The sequence below is a fragment of the Pilosibacter sp. YYHA0881 genome (assembly GCF_051602715.1).
GTDB classification, from domain to species: Bacteria; Bacillota; Clostridia; order Lachnospirales; family Lachnospiraceae; genus Alitiscatomonas; species Alitiscatomonas aceti.
Genome location: NZ_CP175657.1, coordinates 2462563 through 2482734, shown reverse-complemented (window position 1 = coordinate 2482734; position 20172 = coordinate 2462563). Strand labels below are relative to the sequence as shown.

Annotated in this window: 20 protein-coding genes, 1 pseudogene and 1 riboswitch; of the genes and pseudogenes, 1 reads left to right on the top strand and 20 read right to left on the bottom strand. The window is 53.2% G+C overall.

The annotated features are described in order from the left end of the window. Positions 1-65 precede the first annotated feature (65 nt). The 4 genes from ACI6NM_RS11580 to ACI6NM_RS11565 form a co-directional block, all read right to left on the bottom strand. Positions 66-1679, bottom strand: a complete 1614-nt coding sequence (locus ACI6NM_RS11580) for an ABC transporter substrate-binding protein (protein WP_337811181.1) — start codon at positions 1677-1679, stop codon at positions 66-68. Positions 1680-1925: 246 nt separating this feature from the next. Further along, on the bottom strand, positions 1926-2798 hold the full coding sequence (locus ACI6NM_RS11575) for a LysR substrate-binding domain-containing protein (protein WP_438500871.1): 873 nt from the start codon (positions 2796-2798) through the stop codon (positions 1926-1928). A gap of 71 nt (positions 2799-2869) precedes the next feature. Continuing rightward, positions 2870-4063 (bottom strand): M20 family metallopeptidase, encoded by a 1194-nt coding sequence (locus ACI6NM_RS11570; protein WP_022272308.1) that lies wholly within the window; start codon positions 4061-4063, stop codon positions 2870-2872. A 1052-nt stretch (positions 4064-5115) separates the two neighbouring features. Then, a complete protein-coding gene (locus ACI6NM_RS11565) occupies positions 5116-5208 on the bottom strand; it encodes a putative holin-like toxin (RefSeq protein ID WP_316451080.1) in 93 nt (30 codons plus the stop codon). 243 nt (positions 5209-5451) lie between these two features. Between ACI6NM_RS11565 and ACI6NM_RS11560 the strand changes: the two are divergent. Then, positions 5452-5631, top strand: a pseudogene (locus tag ACI6NM_RS11560) (hypothetical protein); the annotation flags it as partial. Positions 5632-5706: 75 nt separating this feature from the next. Here ACI6NM_RS11560 and ACI6NM_RS11555 read toward each other — a convergent pair. The 16 genes from ACI6NM_RS11555 to ACI6NM_RS11480 form a co-directional block, all read right to left on the bottom strand. Beyond that, a complete protein-coding gene (locus ACI6NM_RS11555) occupies positions 5707-6858 on the bottom strand; it encodes an aldo/keto reductase (RefSeq protein WP_262426596.1) in 1152 nt (383 codons plus the stop codon). Positions 6859-6885: 27 nt separating this feature from the next. Then, a complete protein-coding gene (locus ACI6NM_RS11550) occupies positions 6886-7380 on the bottom strand; it encodes a tRNA (cytidine(34)-2'-O)-methyltransferase (RefSeq protein WP_158357997.1) in 495 nt (164 codons plus the stop codon). A gap of 1 nt (position 7381) precedes the next feature. Continuing rightward, on the bottom strand, positions 7382-8548 hold the full coding sequence (locus ACI6NM_RS11545) for an aminotransferase class I/II-fold pyridoxal phosphate-dependent enzyme (protein WP_262426595.1): 1167 nt from the start codon (positions 8546-8548) through the stop codon (positions 7382-7384). Continuing rightward, on the bottom strand, positions 8545-9027 hold the full coding sequence (locus ACI6NM_RS11540; protein ID WP_022272765.1) for an Lrp/AsnC family transcriptional regulator: 483 nt from the start codon (positions 9025-9027) through the stop codon (positions 8545-8547). Before ACI6NM_RS11540 ends, ACI6NM_RS11545 begins: the two co-directional genes overlap by 4 nt. Before the next feature lie 92 nt (positions 9028-9119). Further along, complete coding sequence (locus ACI6NM_RS11535) at positions 9120-9689, bottom strand: AIR synthase family protein (RefSeq protein ID WP_215653687.1); 570 nt, start codon at positions 9687-9689, stop codon at positions 9120-9122. Positions 9690-9699: 10 nt separating this feature from the next. Further along, positions 9700-11379, bottom strand: coding sequence for a VanW family protein (locus tag ACI6NM_RS11530; protein ID WP_262426594.1), 1680 nt, complete (start codon positions 11377-11379; stop codon positions 9700-9702). Positions 11380-11538: 159 nt separating this feature from the next. After that, positions 11539-12315: a 3'-5' exonuclease gene (locus ACI6NM_RS11525; RefSeq protein ID WP_262426593.1), complete on the bottom strand. Its 777-nt coding sequence runs from the start codon at positions 12313-12315 to the stop codon at positions 11539-11541. After that, positions 12312-12968 (bottom strand): endonuclease III, encoded by a 657-nt coding sequence (gene nth, locus ACI6NM_RS11520; RefSeq protein WP_215653764.1) that lies wholly within the window; start codon positions 12966-12968, stop codon positions 12312-12314. Before nth ends, ACI6NM_RS11525 begins: the two co-directional genes overlap by 4 nt. Next, complete coding sequence (locus tag ACI6NM_RS11515) at positions 12868-14790, bottom strand: B12-binding domain-containing radical SAM protein (RefSeq protein WP_262426592.1); 1923 nt, start codon at positions 14788-14790, stop codon at positions 12868-12870. Before ACI6NM_RS11515 ends, nth begins: the two co-directional genes overlap by 101 nt. Next, positions 14783-15271 carry a deoxycytidylate deaminase gene (locus tag ACI6NM_RS11510; protein ID WP_022272747.1) on the bottom strand — a complete coding sequence of 163 codons (489 nt, stop codon included), beginning with the start codon at positions 15269-15271 and terminating at the stop codon, positions 14783-14785. The genes ACI6NM_RS11515 and ACI6NM_RS11510 overlap by 8 nt, the downstream gene beginning before the upstream one ends. A 29-nt stretch (positions 15272-15300) precedes the next feature. Beyond that, positions 15301-16374 (bottom strand): L-threonylcarbamoyladenylate synthase, encoded by a 1074-nt coding sequence (locus ACI6NM_RS11505; protein ID WP_022272748.1) that lies wholly within the window; start codon positions 16372-16374, stop codon positions 15301-15303. A 49-nt stretch (positions 16375-16423) separates the two neighbouring features. After that, the gene (locus ACI6NM_RS11500; RefSeq protein WP_158357987.1) at positions 16424-16951 is read right to left on the bottom strand and encodes an FmdE family protein; all 528 of its coding nucleotides are present in this window, start codon (positions 16949-16951) and stop codon (positions 16424-16426) included. 95 nt (positions 16952-17046) lie between these two features. Further along, a complete protein-coding gene (locus tag ACI6NM_RS11495) occupies positions 17047-17844 on the bottom strand; it encodes a creatininase family protein (RefSeq protein WP_022272750.1) in 798 nt (265 codons plus the stop codon). Positions 17845-17848: 4 nt separating this feature from the next. Next, a complete protein-coding gene (locus ACI6NM_RS11490; protein WP_215653692.1) occupies positions 17849-18490 on the bottom strand; it encodes an ECF transporter S component in 642 nt (213 codons plus the stop codon). A 206-nt stretch (positions 18491-18696) separates the two neighbouring features. Then, positions 18697-18816: riboswitch (FMN riboswitch) on the bottom strand. 58 nt (positions 18817-18874) lie between these two features. Beyond that, positions 18875-19399: a phosphatase PAP2 family protein gene (locus ACI6NM_RS11485; protein WP_262426591.1), complete on the bottom strand. Its 525-nt coding sequence runs from the start codon at positions 19397-19399 to the stop codon at positions 18875-18877. Continuing rightward, positions 19399-20094 (bottom strand): N-acetylmuramoyl-L-alanine amidase, encoded by a 696-nt coding sequence (locus tag ACI6NM_RS11480; protein WP_262426590.1) that lies wholly within the window; start codon positions 20092-20094, stop codon positions 19399-19401. Before ACI6NM_RS11480 ends, ACI6NM_RS11485 begins: the two co-directional genes overlap by 1 nt. Positions 20095-20172 lie beyond the last annotated feature (78 nt).

The window sequence follows — 20172 nt, the reverse complement described above, 5'->3', positions numbered from 1 at the left end:
TTAAAAAGAAGCGGCTCTTCAAAGAGCCGCTTCTTTCCGAAAAATGTACATATTATATCCGGAAATTATTCGGCTGGAACGAAAATGTTGGAGAAATCATGGTGGCTGGTCGGGTAGATATCGATTCCGCCAGTTCCTTTTTTAACGCCGATGAATCCGTCTGCATAATAGATCGGAATATATGGAACGTGTTCGTAAACATTTTCCTGAATCTGCTTATAATAATCCAGTCTCTTTGCTTCATCCTCTTCTGCAACTGCTTTATCTAATAAGTCCATAACCTCCTGGCTGTCATAATGGGCCTTATTTACTGCGGAGCCAGGCTGTAAAATACGTCTTGCATCGTCGCCGAAGATATTGAATCCCATACCATAGAGACAGGACTGGTGCTCACCGTTAGTAGTTGTGGTACTGATTCCGGCAGAATCCAGTTCAACAATGTTTATGGTCAGGCCAATTTCTTTACACTGGCTCTGGATCATCTCAGCAATCGTTTTACGGTCTGCTCCAACAGAAATATCCAGGGTGGCATTTCCGTTGGGGAATGCCTTTGCAAGATATTCTTTTGCCTTATCCAGATCTCTTGTATATCCGCCGCAATCATAGAATCCAAATTCATCCCATCCCCAGAAGGATGTAGCCTTTTCTCCACGGCCTTCCGCTGCAACAGCGATGATGGAATCAATATCAATGGCATGGGCAACTGCTTTACGTAAATTTTCGTCTTTGGCAGGGTCTTTCTGGGTATTGAAAGCCATATATGTCAGAGATCCGCCTTTGTAAGAAATCAGATCCAGAGCCGGATCCTCTTCAATTCTTCCAAGCTCAATGGCAGCCGGTGTCTGACAGATATCAATTTCTCCATTCTGGAGTGCGATCAGACGGGCTGAATCCTCAGGAATATAACGGAAGGTAAAGCTCTTTGCATTTGGAGCTCCTCTCCAGCTATCTTCAAATGCTACAAGCTTTGTATAGTTTCCAAACTCATAAGAATCAACCATCCATGGACCAGTGCCTACGGCCGGTCCTTTCTCCGGATCATCCGTAACTGCCTTTTCGTTCATAATGCTGGCAGTTGGGAGAGTCATCATATAAGGCCAATCCAGATTCGGATCTACCAGTGTCATTTTTACAGTCAGATCGTCTACCGCTTCCACGCTCTCTACCTTTAGAAATACACCATTACAGGAAGTAGTTCCCTCCATCCGGTTAAAGGTAAAAACAAAGTCTGAAGCCTTTAATGTCTCTCCATTATGGAATTTTACACCATCCCGAAGTTTGAAAATGTATGTTTTTCCACCATCCTCTGTGGACCACTCTTCTGCCAGAGAGGGTTCCAGTTCCTTTGTTGTATTATTAAAATGAACCGGTGTATCATATACCATACGGTACATATAGTTATGCTGGGTATTGCTGGCATCCATAGCATCCACAGTTGTGTGTTTGGACTGCATTCCAATCACGATATCTTCTTTTAATGCCATTCCTTCCGCCGGTTTTGCAGCATTAATTTCACTTGATCCTGCTGCTCCGCCGCTGTTTCCTTCTGCCGCAGTCCCTGAAGATGCACTTCCCGTTTCTGCTGGAGCATTTTTGTTTCCACCACATCCGGTCAGGCTTCCTGCCATAACTGCCATTGCCATCAACGCTGCCATTACACGAAATCTCTTTTTCATCATACTTTTCACGAGCCTCCTTTTACTGCACCGCCGACTGCCCTCACATCCCTTCTGTTTTAAAAACGCGCAAAAGCGCCTTCAAAAGAAAGGGGAGTTCGTACACCCCGGCCATTTTACTGGTTCGACCTTTTAAAAGCGCTTTTTAATAAGTTCATTATAATTTTGAATGCTTCGTTTGTCCAATAATTTTTGAGAATACAATCCATTCTTAATAGGAATATTTTCTGATTTTTAAAAGTTTACCCGTTATTTTTTTATCATATCAAAATAATCAATGGTAAACTCGATAAATTCTTCTATATTTTCCGTTAATTTCACATCTTTTTGCCGTATCAAATATAAAGATCGGGTAAATTCCGCAATATCTAATGGTTTTAAGCATATACCAGATCCATCATCCTCTTCTTCAAGTTTCCTTCTCCAGGAATACTCTGGCCATATAGCCACTCCCAGCCCCTCTTCCACCATTCGTTTTAATATATAGTGATTATCACACTCGTACGAAATTCTTGGTATAAATCCACGCTCTTTAAACTTTTTATCCGAAACCGCCCGGATGCTTCCTCCCTTTTTTAATACAATAAAATCCACATCTGTCAGGTCTCTTAAAGAGATACGCTCCTTCTCTGCCAGTTCTGTCCCCTTTTTACATGCAAAAAGCAGTCTTTCATCCATGAGTTTTACAGCATTGCTGAAAAACACCTCTGGAAGCGTACTGCGGATACAGATGTCCCAGTTGATCGCCTCCCTCCGGTCCAGAAGAGTGAAAAAAACGTCCGGATGAGTCTCTCTGTATTTTTTTATAAGGGACGGCATCATAAAGGAGGCCGACAATACATTGACCCGTATCTGCTTCCTGGCTCTCCGGTTCTGGATCTCTGCCGGGATTTCATCCAACTCAGCCAGCACTGGCAGGATCCTGGCCTGAAACCGGCGGCCCTCATGGGTCAGCTCACAGTATTTTCCATTTCTCCGCATCAGCTCCACCTGGAGCTCCTTTTCCAATGCCTTCACTGCTTTGCTGATGGACGGCTGGGTCACATGAAGATCCTGGGCCGCCATGGAAATGTTCTCATAAGCTGCCGCCCTCGCAAAATATCTCAGTTGGTAAAGCTCCATACCCTGCCCCTCTCTTTCTCAAAGACCAGAGGCAGAAACCCTGTTCCGCCCCTGGTCTGCATTACTTTTTGTTAATGTTTGTAAAAATCCGGGATCTGTTTATCGTGATACTCTTTGATCTCCTTCTGGAAATCCGGATCCGATAAAATATCGTATCCGGTCATAGCCAGTCCCTTAGCACCCTTCAGACATACCTCGTTGGCCTCCGGCGTACCAGATGCAGCTGTATACTCCACCGTATGGGCCTGGATTGTCTTATCATCCGTGATGGACAGATAATCATGGATCGCCGGGATCTTAATGGACACATTTCCAATATCCGAAGAGCCATACTGTTTTTTCGGGTCCGGCCAGGTCATTTCGATCCCCAGCTCATGCATATTGTCCTTAAACGCCTGACACATGGGCCGGCTGGGATACCGTTCAGCAGAAATATCATCCCAGGCCACCTGTCCTTTGGCTCCCGTCAGCTTTTCCGCGTTGGCTACACACGTTTTGATCAGGTCGATCAGAACCTCAATCCTCTTCATGGTATCTGCCCGGAGACAGAAAGCGCAGCCAGCGCTGGCCGGGATAATATTGGCCGCCGCACCGCCGTTGGTAACGATCCCATTGATATTATCCTGGGGATCAAATGTGGGGCGCATCATGTCGATCTGGTTAAACACACTGATCACCGCGCTAAGCGCATTGATCCCGTTCTGCGGAGCGGAGGAGTGGGCTCCTTTTCCCGTAAAGTCCACTCTTACGGTACATGCCGCCCGGCCTCCCCGGCCTACCAGGTTGGAGCCACCGCCCGAGGGATGCATCATCAAAGCAAAATCCACATCGTCAAAGGCTCCGTTGGCCAGGAGCTTCACCTTTCCGGCTCCGCCCTCTTCCGCCGGTGTACCGATGATGGAGATCCGCCCCGGCAGCTCCTTCATCAAAGGCGCCAGTCCCAGAAATGCGCCTACGGAACAGGTGGCGATCAGGTTATGGCCGCACCCGTGGCCAATTCCGTTTAAGGCATCATACTCCGCCAGGAACGCCACCGTCGGCCCCTCGCCGCTTCCGCAAAGATCTGCGCGGAAGGATGTTTCCAGGCCGCCGTAGCCTCTCTGAACCGTAAATCCATGCTTTTCCAGTGTATCGCTGATAAAGCCCATGGCCTTAAACTCCTGGAAGCCCAGCTCCGGGTTGTCATGGATGTTTTTTGACAGGGCAAGCAGGTCCTCCCGGGCCGCGTCGACAGTTTCCACGATCTGCTGTTTTGCTTTGTCCATATGGTTTTGCCTCCTTACTTTTCCTAAATATGTACATATACTATCATATATGGCTGGTATTTTTCAACAAAATCGCCAAATATTTATCTTTGTTTGTGTGTATGATGTTTTATATGTTTTAAAAAACTTAATATGATTTATTATAACGAATTATTAATAATAGTATGAAATAATCGTCTTTATTCTGCCACATTCTTTTTTCATCATCAAATCACTAGTGGTCTCCATCAAAAAGGAAAGATTTCCATTTTCCTGACGCCCAATCCGCAAATGGTCATTGCTGATGAGCCATTATTTTGGAATGTTTTTCCAGCGCACGGACCGCGTTAAGGCGATGTACACTGTCCGGTCCGCACCGCGTTGTCCTTGTTCTGCTATTTTGATATTCATGCTAACAAATATTTTGCTCTTATAAATCTATTTTCATGATTTTAGTTAGAGTCTATCTGCTTACATGAATTTGACACCAAAACTATGTTTGACCATCCTTTCAGCCTGTTTGTGATGATTTTTTATGTTTATAGTGCAAAAAATATGGGAGTATATCGGAAATTCAGGACAAATGCCCGTCAATAAAGGACAAAAATAGTTGCATGAGTATGTCCTAAGGTCGTCAGTTTCATGCAGAACGGTCCAATGGCGTTCCCAGAATTCCTGATTGACAGCGGGGATGCCCTGCAATAGCTGGACGATGACGTACTGAACATCCCTCTGTTTATGGCCGATCAGATAGACCGGCTGATGAGGCTTGCATTGGATCAGAGAAAAGTACAGCAGGCTGGCATGAAATTTTAATACCATAGCTTTCTTCTTTCACAGCCTTTGCGGCCTTCCTCCTTCATAGGTATTGATCCGGGTGGTCCCCTGCCCTATATATTATTGTTTATGAAAGTGACCTGATGATAACAACAGCTTATTTTCTCTTGTAATCCTTTTTAAGATGTGCTATATTGAAGATAGAAAAAGGGAAAGCCACAGAAACGGCCTACCCTCAACAATATGCTTTATTCCCTCTGAAAAGGGTCAGCCGTCATTATTGCGAGTAATGGCGGCTATTTTCTTCCCTTGAAAATCTCATAAATGAGACCGACAAGGGCAACAATGAATATTCCAATCTGAATCAGGTCAGAGTATGTAACATACATTGGCAGGCCCTCCTTTCTTTCGTCTGGAGGGTTAGCCCCTCCGAAAAATCAGAGGGTAAGCCGCCTGGCTCTGTGGTTTCCCATATCGACATTATATTGCAGGGTTCCCTGTCTGGCAATCATTATTTTTATATTCTGAAGGGAGTCCAGCAGATAGACAGGACCTGGTTCCTCAAAGAGTCCGGCAGACGTTACTTTGAAAATACTGCTTATTTTAACTTTGATGAAAGCAGGGCCAGAGCCCGTGAATCCAAGGAGCTGTTCCCGGATAAAGTCAAACTCCGCATCCGTTTCTTCCTGGATAACCTGCGGCTGGACGATGACGTACTGAACATCCCTCTATTTATGGCCGATCAGACAGACCGGCTGATGGGGCTTGCATTGGATCATAGAAAAGCACAGCAGGCTGGCATGAAATTTTAATATCATGGCTGCACACAAAAAGCCCCGGAGTTCCCATCTCCGGAGCTTTCTTTTGTGTCTAAAAGGGATACCGCTTTATTCCCCTTCCGCAAACAGCGCCCTGGCCTTCTCCATCCGCTCTGCCACGGGAACATGGAAGGGACAGCGGGTCTCGCAGCCACGGCAGCCGATACAGTCAGAAGCCGTCCGTTCCAGCGCCTCATAATGGGCACGGACCGAAGCCGGGACCTCCGGCTGCATGGAGGCCAGATCATAGAGCTTATTGACCATGGCGATATCGATGCCCGCAGGACACGGCTTACAGTGGCCGCAATAGGTACACTGGCCGTCGTAGGCGTGGCGGGGGGCAGAGGCCAGAACGCTGGCATAATCCTTTTCCGTCTCCGTTGCTGTTTCATAAGAAACAGCCTCATCCACATGCTCCGGCGTATCATATCCCGCCAGGATGGAGGCCACTGCCGGCCTTGTAAGGGCGTAATGGATACACTGGACCGGAGTCAGCGCCACGCCAAAGGGCGAACGCTTTGCATCAAACAGCCGCCCTCCCGCAAAGCCCTTCATGACCGTAAGGCCCACGTCGTTCTTCTCGCAGAGCCGGTAAAGCTCTGCCCGCTCTTTATCAATGCCGCCCAGAGCCTTATCGTACTCCTCAGCAAAGTATGTATTCATGTCCTCAGATGCCGGGAGCAGATCAAAGGCCGGGTTGATGCTGAACAGCATCATTTCCACGATCCCCAGCTCCACAGCCTTTTTCGCCACTCTGGGGTTGTGGGTGCTGAGACCGATATGACGGATCACGCCCTTTTCCTTCAATTCCTTTGCATAAGCGTAAAACGGACCGTTTACGATGGCGTCCAGCTCGTCCTCCCGGTCCACATAGTGGATCATGCCCAGGTCGATGTAGTCCGTTCCCAGACGCTCCAGGAGATCCGCAAAAGCCTCCTTCACCTTCTCCATGTCCCGGGTCCGCACATACTGGCCGTTCTGCCAGGTGGAGCCCAGGTGGCCCTGGATGAACCAGCGCTCCCTCTTTCCCCGGATGGCTGCCCCGATGTTGCTCCGCACGTTGGGCTCTGGCATCCAGCAGTCCAGGATATTGATCCCCTGCTCCCCGCACCGGTCAATGACTGCCCGGCATTCCTCCGCGTTGTGACGCTCCAGCCATTCGGCTCCCAGGCCGATCTCGCTGACCATCAGCTCCGTCTTTCCCAGTCTTCTGTAACGCATACGGCACCTCCCCTAAAATATAGAATCCTATTCCTTCCATTCCAGCCGGTGGAGATGGCCCTCCATGGTCATCTTCTCAAACCCGTTCTGCCGCAGCGCCTCGTAAAGGAGGACAGCCACGGAATTGGACAGGTTCAGGGACCGGATGTCCCCCCACATGGGGATCCGGACGCACGTTTCCTGATACTCCACCAGGATCTCCTCCGGAATGCCGCGGCTTTCCGGGCCGAACATCAGATAACAGTCCGGCTCATACTTCACATCTGTATAGACCGCCGGTGCTTTGGTGGTGGCCATATAAAGCTTTGCACCGGGATTTCTCTTTAAAAAATCCGCAAAATCACTGTATACTGTCACATCCAGCTTGTCCCAGTAATCCAGACCGGCCCGTACCAGATGCTTTTCACTCAGCTTAAAGCCCAGGGGCTCGATCAGATGGAGCCTGGTGTTGGTCGCCACGCAGGTCCTCCCAATGTTTCCCGTGTTGGCCGGCATCTCCGGCTCGTATAATACAATATTCATTCTACATTTCCTCCAGGCTGGCCACAAACCGGCCCATACGCTCCAGGGCCCGCTTAAGGTCCTGGAGCGAATACGCGTAAGAAATCCTCAGATATCCCTCTCCGCAGTCTCCAAAGGCAGTCCCAGGCACCACAGCCACCTTCTCCTGCTCCAAAAGCCGCAACGCAAACGTATCGGAGCTCATACCAAACTTTTTAATGCAGGGGAATACGTAAAAAGCCCCCTGGGGCTCATAGCAGTCAAGGCCCATGTCTCTCAGAGCCTTGACCAGGAACCTCCGTCTCTGGTCATAGGCCTCCCGCATCTCCTCCACGTCCCGGTCTCCGTTTCTTAAGGCCTCCACCGCCGCATACTGGCTGGTGGTGGGCGCGCACATGATGGCATACTGGTGGATCTTCAGCATCTGCCTCAGGATCGCCTCCGGAGCGCAGGCGTAGCCCAGCCGCCAGCCAGTCATGGCATAGGATTTGGAAAAGCCATTGATCAGTACAGTCCTCTCTTTCATCCCAGGAAGAGCCGCGATGGTACAGTGATGTCTCCCATAGGTCAGCTCCGAATAGATCTCATCTGAGATCACGAACAGGTCCTTCTCGCGGACCACGTCGGCGATCGCCTCCAGATCCTCCTTCTCCAGGATAGAGCCGGTGGGATTGTTGGGAAATGGAAGCACCAGGATCTTTGTTTTAGGTGTGAGCTTTTCCAGCACCTTTTCCTTTGTGAGGCGGAACCGGTCCTTTTCTTCCAGCTCAACCGTCACCGGAACGCCTCCGGCCAGAATGGTACACGGCACATAGGAAACGTAGCTTGGCTGAGGGATCAGCACCTCGTCTCCCGGATCCAGCATGGCCCGGAGAGCAATATCGATGGCCTCGCTTCCTCCCACAGTGACCATGATCTCACGGTCCGGGTCATAGCCCACGTCAAACCGCCGCTCTAAATACCGGCTGATCTCCAGCTTCAGCTCCTTCAGTCCTGCGTTGGACGTATAAAAGGTCCGCCCCTTCTCCAGGGAATAGATCCCTTCATCCCGGATGTGCCAGGGCGTGTCAAAATCCGGTTCACCTACGCCCAGGGATATGGCGTCCTTCATCTCGCTTACGATGTCAAAAAATTTACGGATCCCCGACGGGGGGATGGCTGTGATGGTTTCTGATAACGGGTTTCTCACGGGGTGATCATCATCCTTTCATCTTCTGGTCTTTCGCACATGACGGTTCCATGGTCCTTATATTTTTTCAGGATGAAATGGGTTGCTGTGCTCAAGACAGAATTCATGGTGGACAGCTTTTCCGAAACGAACTGGGCGATCTGGCGCATGGTCTTTCCCTCTACGATCACCGTAAAATCATACGCTCCGGACATGAGATAAACGGAATTCACCTCACTGTACTGGTAGATCCGCTCCGCGATCTTTTCAAATCCCATATTCCTCTGTGGCGTCACCTTTACCTCGATCAGGGCAGTCACCAGCTCCTCCCCGGTCTTGTCCCAGTTGATCATCGTATGGTAGCCGCAGATGATATTTTCCTTCTCCATATCGGCGATCTCATTGGCCACCGCGATCTCGCTCTCTCCCAGGAGAGCGGCCAGGTCCGCCAGATCGATCCGGCTGTTTTTTTCCATAATGGTCAGAATCTTTTCACGCATAACGCGCCTCCTTATATCCTCAGGTTTCCCCGTCCCCGATCCATCACATATTTTCCGAAGGCCTTCCCCGTATCTTCCTCCGGACAGCTTTTTTATCCCAGTTTTAATACCTCGTCCGGCTGAGGCCGCTCCAGAAACCCGGTGCTGCCAAGACCCGTCATTTTTCTGGCGATCCCCCGCTCCACCTTTCCGATGACCGCCGCCTCGGCTCCCATTTCCCTGAGCCGTTCCGCCAGATCCCATCCATGGTCTGAGACCATCAGCATACAATGGCCCGAACGGAGACGGTAGGGATTTAAATCAAATAGTTCGCATACCTCTATGATCTCCTGGCTCACCGGGATCTTCAGAAGGGAAAATGAGATCCCCTGCTCATAGGCCCCCGATATATTCCAGAGGGCGGCCAGAATGCCGCCCTCCTCCACATATTCCCATTCAGTTACGCCAGGATCCTCAAAAAATTCCTGGGGCAGATCCAGAGATCTCTCCGCCGCCGTTTTAAGACGGTCCAGAAATACGCCATGGAATCTGGCCTCCAGCGCTTCTTTTTTCTTTTCCATGGCAGCCAGAGCTCCCGCCTTGCCGATGCATCCGGCCACCACCAGATCCTGGCCCGGCACAAAGCGTCCCCTGCCATGGGGTTCCCGCTCGATCTTTCTCATTCCGACTCTCCTATGCTCCCGGTCCGGCTGGATTCCCAGGTCCCGGCTCACCGCCGGGGCCAGGCGCTCCGCCGCCGTTCTCTGCTCCAGGACCTCCAGGACCCGCATTCTGGCCGGGTCCTTCATTTCCTCCCGGACTGCTGTTTCCAGCCGGGTCTCCGGGCATCCCTGGACCAGGCGTATAGCCCGGCCCCTGCGGAACCTCCGACGGAGGCGTATTTTCCGCCGCCGGGGTCTCCGGCACTGCCGGAGGTGTGGTTCCCGCAGGCGTTTCTGAAGTCCCGCCGGACGGAGCCGCCGGATCCGCTCCAGGCACCGCTGCACCTGGATCCGTTACTGCCGGAGCCGCCGGTCCCACCCGGTAAATGGGCCTGGAGGCGTTATACGTATCCTTATTTAAAAGGGTCCGCTCCTTCAGCTCTCCGTCCACATATACGCACTTATAAAGCTCCGACTTAAGACCCGTATGGCCGGAGTCCACCTTGACCCTGGCTCCCGGGGCCAGGGAATTGTCCACCTGCTCAATGGGCGCTCCGGCTCCCATGACCTGGAGCGTCACAGACTCAAATTTCAGGGTCCGGTTTGCCGGTCTTGTTTCTTTTCCATAAATGGTAAAGGTCAGCGTCTTTCCGGAGGTGACCCCTTCCACATAAATGGGCGTATCGTATGGATTCCGGATCTTGATATCCTTATACGTTCCGGCAATGGCCGCGTCCATGGACGGCTTCACATATCCCACGGTCATGGAATGGTTCTGCCTCTGGACGATCTCCAGCTCCGCCAGCAGAGAAGCGTTATAAAGGGTCGTGGATATCTGGCATACGCCGCCGCCGATGCTGTCCACAGACCGCCCGTTCTCATAGGCCGTGGCCGCCCGGTAGCCATTGGCGACCGTAAAGGGCTGCATGCACTCATATCCCGACAGCACCTCCCCCGGCATCAGCACCCGGCCATTTATCTTGGCCGCTCCCACCTGGAGATTGGTGGAACGGGAAGCGCCGCTGGTCTTAAAGCTGGTGGAAAAGGTCCCCAGCACGTCCTTAATAGAGGACAGCTCCTCTGTGGTGATCTCCGGCTGCTTTTCTGTCACCACTGCAGCAGCAGAGACCGTTCCCGAAACGCCGTCTGCCTGGCTCACAGCCTCTCCGATGGCTGCCCCTGTGGCCTCCGGATCCACGGTGGTCCCCACCACTGACGGGGTAAGTACAAATTCACCGTTTTCCCTGGTAATGGAGGCATCAGAGGCCTCCCGGACCGCGTCCTTACATTCCGCATCCACAAACGCAGAGATCTTCTCCGGATCTGCGGAAAATTCCAGCTCCAGATCCACCGGCTCCGCTTCCAGATCCTTTTTCTTCATATATCTCTGGATCAGATTGCCTTTGACCTCTGCATCCTTTAAGGCCTGCCTCACCTGGTCCTCATTTTTCCAGGCGATGCCCAGATCGCCGGAGCTGGCCGCAAAGGACATTTCCCCGATGGTCAGCGCGACCTCCCGGGCCAGCTTCTCGTCCACCCGGCTCTGCACCTGCTCCTCCGCCTCGGCCTCAGTGAGCCCCTCCAGGCTCTCTCCGTCCACGGAGACTCCCGCCGGCATGGGTTCCGCAGCCTGGGCAGGAAATGGCTCTGCAAAAAACAGGCCGGCCGCCATCATCGCAGCCGTACCTGTACTCCATACATATTTTCTCATATCCCTCTCCTTTTACATCATAGACATTAAGGAGCCCAGGATCATGGGGATCACCATAGCCGCAACCACCAGGACCACAACGATGGTGGAGATGATCTTCTTTGTTTTTTTATTATTCATATTTATCATGACTTTCACCTCTTTTATTTCATTTTATCTTTATTCCGGTTTCTTATCCCTGCCCCTCTCATTTTCCGGAATCCTTCCATGGGTAAAGATAATTCGGTCGGTCACTCTGGAGATCTCATTTCCCGACATGGAATCTATGGGGACAGTCAACTCTATTTTATGATATTTTAGCAGATCATGCAAGTGTTGTTTTTGCCTCTGGGTAGCCTGCCTTTCCTTTTTTGCCTTGTACTGGAGGACCTTGGGCGCAAAAGCATCCTCATTGCCGGACAGATGCAGCCGCTTCATGGCCTGGTACAGCTCGTGGGCCGCCATGGCGTCTGAAAGGGCCCGATGAGCCGTGTCCTGGGCCGCATGGAAATAGGCGCAGGCCGCCGCCAGGTTCTTCTTTTCCTCCGGCGGCATGAATTTCCGGCAGAGCTTTAAGGTGTCGATGCCGGACCGCTCAAACCGTAGCTTCCCATTGACCGCCGCCTGGACCAGAAAGCCATAGTCAAACATGATCTGGTGGCCCAGGACCGGAAGCGTTCCGCAGAAGGCGATGACCTCCCCGATCACGTCCTGGATCATGGGAGCGTCCTTTACCATATCGTCGTCGATCCCGGTCAGCTCCGTAATGTGCTCCGGTATGGGACGGCCTGGGTTCACCAGGGTATGGTACGTATCTGTCACCGCTCCGTTTTCCACCTTCACCATGCCGATCTCCGTGATCTTTTCCCGCTTTGCCCCGATCCCTGTGGTCTCCAGATCAATGGCCACATAGGAGTCTGCCGCATTCACTATATTCCTCTCCCGCTCTGCCATCATCCCTTCATACCTCCTGCCGACGGACACAGCTCCCGTAAGAAGCACTGGCTGCATTTGGGATTTCTGGCAGTACAGATGGTGCGGCCCAGGGTGATGATATGGATATTCCATAGGATCCAGTGATCCTTTGGCAGCACCTCCATCAGCTCATATTCCACCTTCTCCGGATCATCAGCCTTTGTGAGCCCCAGCTTTTTTGAGATCCGCTTCACATGGGTATCCACCACGATGCTTGGATCGTCGTATACATTGCCCCGGATCACGTTGGCCGTCTTTCTTCCCACTCCCGCCAGGGCCGTCAGCTCCGAAAGCTCCCTGGGAACGGTGCCTCCGTGCTTTTCCACCAGATCCTTACAGCAGGAAATGATATTTTTTGCCTTCATGTGATAAAAGCCCGTGGAGTGGATGTCCTGCTCCAGCTCCGAAAGCTCTGCCGCCGCAAAATCCTCCAGGCTCCTGTATTTTTTAAACAGTTCCTTTGTGACGATGTTGACCCGGGCGTCGGTACACTGGGCGCTTAAGATCACGGCGATCAGGAGCTGCCAGGGCGTTTCATGATCCAGATAGCAGCGGTACTCGGTGCCATACTCCGCGTCCAGCCGCGCCAGGATGGCGTCCACCCGTTCTGCTCTGGCCTTCTTTGATTCTCTCATACTCTCCTCTTTCTGTGCCTGCACATGTTTCTTCATATGTGAACCGCAAGGTCCGGGCATTTTTCCATAAAGGATCCCGTTCCTTGTAATCAAACAGGAGGAAGCTCCCGTCCTCCATGGCCTCTAAATGGGCCATGTTCGCCATCTGGCGGCTGTCATGATCCTTATAAGCCGGAAGCCACCTTCTTTCCTGCTCCTCGGTCTGGAAAAACTCCCGGATCCTGTCCTTAAAGGGCCCCTGGTCCATGGCAAAGGACGGACGGCTTTTGGCATTTTCTCTTAAATACAGATCCTCCATGAGCCGGTCCCGAAAGGCTGAAAGGCATGTGTCCGAAGCGGCCTCCCCGGTCTGTCCATGGCCCGTTTTCCTTTCCTCCCTCTCCTTTATAAACCCATAAAGGATCTCATATCTGGCCATTCGGCTGTGGCTCAGGCCGGCAAAGCCATGGTCCTCATAATACGCGGCCAGATCCAGGAACAGCTCCGACGGAGAGGGATATTCCTGCTCCAGAAGCTTTAAGGTATTGGAAAACTGGCCGCTGTTATAATAGACCTCCACCATTTCCTCCATGGCCTTTAACCGGATCACATCCCCATAGGAGAGCCAGCGGGTGGACAATACCTCATAGGGCGGCGTCATCCGGTAACGGAGGCCGTAGGCCCCGGCCTGGGATGCCATATAAGAGCCCTTCAGCACCTTTAAAAAGCCCAGCTGGAGCTGGTCCGGCTCCATACGGTACACGTCGTCAAAGGATTGTAAAAAGGAATCCAGCCCCTCCCAGGGCAGTCCGGCAATCAGATCCAGATGCTGGTGGGTATTCCGGTATCCATGGACCCTGTCCACAGCGGCCTCAAGCTTCGTAAGGTCCATTTTCCTCCGGATCTCCCGGATGGTATCCGGATTGGTGGACTGGACGCCGATCTCCAGCTGAATGAGTCCGGGCCGCATCCGGCCGATCATTTCCAGCTCCTCCTGGTCGAACAGATCCGCCGACACCTCAAAATGAAAGTTGGTGACACCGTTGTCATGATCCAGGATATGCTTCCAGATCCCCAGGGTATGCTCCCTCCGGCAGTTAAAGGTCCGGTCCACGAATTTTACCTGGGGGACCTTCCTTTCCAGAAAGAAATCCAGCTCCTTTTTCACCAGAGAAAGGCTCCTGAACCGCACCGACTTGTCGATGGAGGACAGGCAGTAGCTGCAGGAAAAGGGACAGCCGCGGCTGCTCTCATAATAAACGATCCTGTTTTCAAAGCCTGCCATATCCTTATAATAAAATGGGATCTCATCTATAGAAAGGAGGCGCTGGGGACCGTTTTCACGGATCTCTCCGGAGCCGTCCCGGTAGGTGATCCCCAGGATCCCCTCCAGGCGGGCCAGGAGCCTGTCCTCTGGATCCTCTGCCGCCAGACGGTCCTCCGCTGCCAGGTACGCTTCCGCCACCTGGGAGAAGGTCAGCTCCCCCTCTCCGCGCATGATCCCACGGATCTCCGGCTCCTGGGAAAGGATCCTGCCGCTGTCATAGGACACCTCCGGCCCGCCCAACCAGATCTCCGTTTCCGGCAATACCTGTTTTAAGTCCCTGACCAGCTCATACACCTGGGAAATGTTCCATATATAACAGGAAAAGCCGACAAAATCCGGCTTTTTCCTGTAAATGTCCTGTAAGATCCGATCCATCTGATGGTTGATGGTATACTCCGCAATCTGGATCTCCGCCTCCGGAAGCCGTTCCTTTGCAAAGGCCCGCAGGCTGTAAACGCCCGGATTGGAGTGGATATATCTGGCGTTCACTGCCGCCAGCAGAAATTTTTTACACATAATACTCGATCTTTCTTCCCGTGGGGCTGTACTGGTAATACCGGACTCCCGCCGCATTTAGCATCCGCTTGGACGCCCGGGTGGCGGGGGTATCGGCATACTTGTCGCTTTCGTAGATAATGGTCCGGATCCCGGCCTGGATGATAGCCTTGGCACACTCGTTGCAGGGGAACAGGGTCACGTACAGCTTGCTCCCCTCCAGGCTCCCGCCCCGGTAATTTAAAATAGCGTTCAGCTCGCTGTGGGTCACATATAAATATTTATCGTTGTAATCGTCCGGGTCGCCCTTTCCCCAGGGAAATTCATCATCGGAGCAGCCCTTGGGAAAGCCGTTGTAGCCCATGGACAGGATCTTATTGTCCTCGCTGACGATACAGGCCCCCACCTGGGTGCTGGGATCCTTGGAACGCATGGCCGACAGCTTTGCGACGCCCATGAAATATTCGTCCCATGTAATATAGCCTTTTCTTTTTTCTGACATGATGCCCTCCATTTTTACCGGTATGCCGCCTATTCCTCCGACGGCCCGCCGCATTTCACAATATGATATCCCGCTGCCTTGCAGAGCCGGTTCATGATGGCCTGGCCCAGCTGGTCCTCGGAAAAGCTCTCGGAAAAAATACAGTCCACCTGGCGGTCATCGAAATCCCGCAGCACCGCGAACAGGTTGTGGGCCACCGTCTCCTCCTGGCTCCTGCTGCCGATGACCTCCAGAAGTCCCTGGGGATACAGGTCCCTGCTCTCCCTGGTGCAGATGATCCCCACTCTCTTTCCGGCTCCCATGGCTTTCGCCGCCTCCCGGTTGATGTAGTCCACCACGTCCTCCATGGCTCCCTCCACCAGGACCATATCCGCTTTCGGAGCATAGTGCCGGTATTTCATCCCCGGCGCCTTGGGCTTCACATCGCCCTTCACCGGCCCCAGGATCGCCGGATCCACCTCCACCTGGCCCAGGGTCTCCCGGAGCATCTCCAGAGTGACGGCTCCCGGCCTTAAAAGAGTGGGAACCGGGCCGGACACGTCCACAATGGTGGATTCCACGCCGATGCCCACCTGGCCGCCGTCCAGGATCATCTCGATCTTCCCGTCCATGTCCTCGATCACATGCTCCGCCCGGGTGGGACTCGGCCGCCCGGAGGTATTGGCGCTGGGCGCTGCCACCGGAATACCAGCCAGCTTTATGAGCCGGTTCGCCACCGGATCCGACGGCATCCGGACCGCCACCGTATCCAGCCCGCCTGTGGTCCCATAGGGCACCACATCCTTTTTCGGAAAGATCATGGTCAGCGGGCCCGGCCAGTATTTTTCCGCCAGCTTCCTTCCCGCCTCCGGGATCTCCCGCACCAGGGCCGGAAGCTCCTCCATGGACGAGATATGGGCGATCAGCGGATTATCCGACGGACGCCCCTTGGCCGCATAGATCTTTTTTGCCGCCGCCTCGTCCAGGGCGTTGGCTCCCAGGCCGTAGACCGTCTCGGTGGGGAAGGCCACCAGGCCGCCGCTTCTCAATATCTCTGCTGCCTCCAGAAGCTCCCCGTCCTCCGGTCTTGTTTTATCTTTTATTTTAATCACCTTTGTTTTCATTTTCTGCTCCCAAGATCAGCCGGACTGTGTCCGGATGTTTTTCTTATGCTTATTTCCCGGAAAGACGTGCCAGACAGTCCGGACACAGCTTTTTCCCGCCTGCCTCCCGGAGCCATTTTTCCCCGGTCATCTCTCCGCAGCAGCCGCACCGGGCGGATCCGAAGATCTCCGCCTTCCGGGGCAGCGCAAGGAAGGTCTCCTTCACATCGAACATCTCCCTGGGCTCACAGGCCTGGTAATAGGCAAAGGACTCGGCCTTTGTCATCTCTCTGGGCTTTTCTTTTAATACCAGCCGCACGGACCTTCCGGATCCCCGGTCATAAAAGGAAAACGCCTGTTTTCCACAGATATGGAACAAAAGATTCCCTTTTCCCACACTGCACCCCAGGATCACCTGGATGGCGTCCACCCCGCAGGCGTCGTTTTCCGAAATACACACCACCTGCTCGTCCTCAGAAAAATCCAGATCCAGCAGCTCCTTTGCGTACAGGGCCGCTTTATAGCCAATGGTCAGCCCGCCGCACTCATGGCCGTGGAACTCGGCACATTTTTTCCATAATGCTTTCTCGTCGTCCATCGTTTTCTTCCTCCTGTCTCTCCGCTATGGGCATTTTATCACATTTCCCATGAAATAAAAAGAGACCGGAGAGAGAAAACCTCTCCGGCCTGTGCCTACTGGTCCTTCCACCGCCGGATCTCCTTTAATCCGTCCACGATGGATCCCACAAAGCTCTGGTATATCTGCTCGCCCTTTTCTGCCGTGGCCCCTCTGGGGTCCCCGCCGATGCCGATGGGCGTTCCGTCCTCTGTCTCCCACTCCTCGGATACCCAGCCCAGGGTAATGGGGCCGTAGACCGTAAGGCTTCTATTTCCCATGAATTTTCTCGGGATCCCCGCCTGGGCCGTCTCCATTTTCACCAGCTCCGGCCGCTCCGCTAAGATCATGGACGTTTCCATCTCGCCTCCATGGAAGTCCCACACGTTTCCAGGCGTCACCGTGTCCTTCACCGCCTGGTTCCCGAAAAACACGCCGCAGTTGATCATAAAGACCGCCAGCCCCAGCTCGCTCCGCAGCTCCCGGCTCAGCACCTGGATGATGGGAGTATTTCCGCCGTGGCAGTTCAGCATGGCGATCTTTTTAAAGCCGTGGCGGAAAAGCCCCCGGCAGATATCCTCCAGCACATGGTAAAAGGTATCCGGCTTTAAAGTGATGGAGCCGCAGAAATTCACATGCTCTGTGCTGAGGCCCACAGGAACCGGGGGGAAGATCAGCATGGGATAGTCGGGGATCTCCCGGTCCAGGGTCTCCCTGATCCGCCTGGCCACGGCCTCGGAAATGATCTCGTCAGTACCCAGGGGACACTGGTTTCCATGCTGCTCCAGGGCCCCGATGGGGATCAGTACTACGGTCTCCTCTTTATCCACAGCTTCCATTTCAAGCCGCGTCAGCTCTCTGTAATACCGTACCATAGGATCATCCCTTCTCCACGGATGTCCGCGGTTCCCGTACAGGCGCGCCCACATGGAGGATCACGCTGACCTTTTTATACACCAGGGCCGTGATCCCTGCGTTCATTCCCAGCTTTAACAGGTTAAAGGGAACGATGGCAAACACGGCGAAGGTGGGCAGGTTGGTGATGGCCGGGTTAATGGCCGTTCCCATGGAGATGATATTTTCGATCCCGCCGAACATCAGGTTGGCGTACAGCGGAAGCGTTAAGAAGCAGTTCACCACAATGGCCGTAAGAACGCCAGTAAGAACGGAAAGTCCCAGGCCTGCCATGGCCATCTTCCTGGTGCGGTGCTTCTGGTACAGGATGGAGGCTGGAAGCACAAAGGCGCAGCCGCCGATGAAGTTCCCCAGGTCTCCCACGTACATGGTCGTCGTACCGTTGATCAGGATCTTCAGCAGGTTCTTCACCAGCTCCATGAGGATAGCAGGGACCGGTCCCAGGGCAAAGGCGCCGATCATGATCGGAGTCTCGGCGAAATCCAGCTTATAAAACGGCGGTGCAAAGGGCACCGGGATCTGGAAGGTCTCCAGAACGGCCGCCAGGGCGCCGAACATGCCGATCAGCACCACAGTTTTTACAGATAATCTCTTTTTCTGGTTCATAAATGTAGTTCCTCCTTGTACTGTTTTTGTCCTTCTTTCAGCTGCCAGGCCGGACTGTAAAGGCCTGCCCGTGTACAGAGGAATTGCTGCAACCTATGGAGTTTTCCGGCAGGACCGGGGACTGGCTGCCTCCGGCTCGCTGACCGCGTAAATAAAAAAGTCCCGGACCAATAAAATAAGTCCGGGGCCATAAACTCCAAGTCACACAATTTCTTCTCTCATCCAGACTATACTGTCGGTTCTGGAATTTCACCAGATCAGCTGCATTTGGCAGGTCGCGGACTGTCACCGCCGGTGGGGAATCTCACCCCGCCCCGAAGAACATATTTAATTACAAGGCTATTATAGTGCAGGGGAAATAAAAAAGCAAGGACTATTTCCTGGTCATACTGAAGGAAATAAATGCCTGGATACGGCCTGTCCCGCCAGGGCGCATACCCAGCCCACGGCCACGCCTCCCAGGATGTCCGTGGGAAAATGGACGTACAGGTACATTCTGGAGAACGCAATGACCGCCGCCAGGACCAGGACCGGCTTCCACAGCCAGTTGTTTTCCCGGTAAAGGGAAAAGACCGACGTAAAGGCTGCCGCCGTATGGCCCGACGGGAAAGAAAAGTCCGACGGACGGGCGATCAGCAGCTGGACTGCCGGGTTTAAGTCGCAGGGCCGGACCCTGGCCACCATATTTTTAAGAAGCAGATTGCAGATCACCAGATCCGCCGCCAGGGACAGCAGTACTGCCGCCCCGGTCCTCCTGTATTTCCTGCTGCATAAAAGAGCCAGTCCCAGAAGGATCCAGAGAAAGCCGGCATCTCCCAGACTGGTGACCGCCGGCATCAGGGAATCCATGAACGGATTCCGGAAAAGCTCCTGGATAAAATCTAAAACTGCAAGTTCCATCTGCGCCATTACGCACTTCCTCCCAGATATTCCATGATCCCCATGTGGACCGTCCAGGCCATCCGGTCCTGGTATTCCGGATCCTGCAGCAGGGCCGCCTCCTTCCGGTTGCTTAAAAAGCCGCACTCCACGATCACAATGGGGCATTTCACATGAAGCAGAAGATAATAATTGCCGTTGGCCCTGGCCAGGCGGCGGTTCTGCTCCCCAAGTACATAGTCAAACCGTTTCTGGATGATCTCTGCCAGCCGTTTTCCCTTCTCCGACGACTTATAGTAAAAGACCTGGCCGCCGGAAACCTCCTCCTGGTGATAGCTGTTCTGGTGGATGCTGACCACCAGATCCGCGCCGCTTTCCTCGATGATCCGGCACCGCTCCCTCATATCCGCCATCTTTTTTCTGGAGTCCTCTTTCCCATAAAGAGCCGTGTCCGTTTCCCGGGTCATGACCACCTTTACATCCGACTGCTCCAGATATGTTTTTAACTTCAGAGCGATAGCCAGGTTCACGTCCTTTTCCAGACTTCCGTCGATCCCCACCTTTCCGGGATCCCTGCCGCCATGGCCCACGTCCACCACGACCACCGGCTGTTCCTTTTTCTGCGCCTGGGCGGAGACCACCTGGACGCTCCCATATTTTGCCGCCAGAAATACCATGAGCAGAAGGATGAGCCCGCAGAGCTCCTCCATGGCCAGTCTCTTCATTCCACCTGTCCCCAAATGCGTTTTTTAATAGTATATCCGCAGGGAGACGAAAAAAGAACTGTTTTTCAGGGCCGGGGA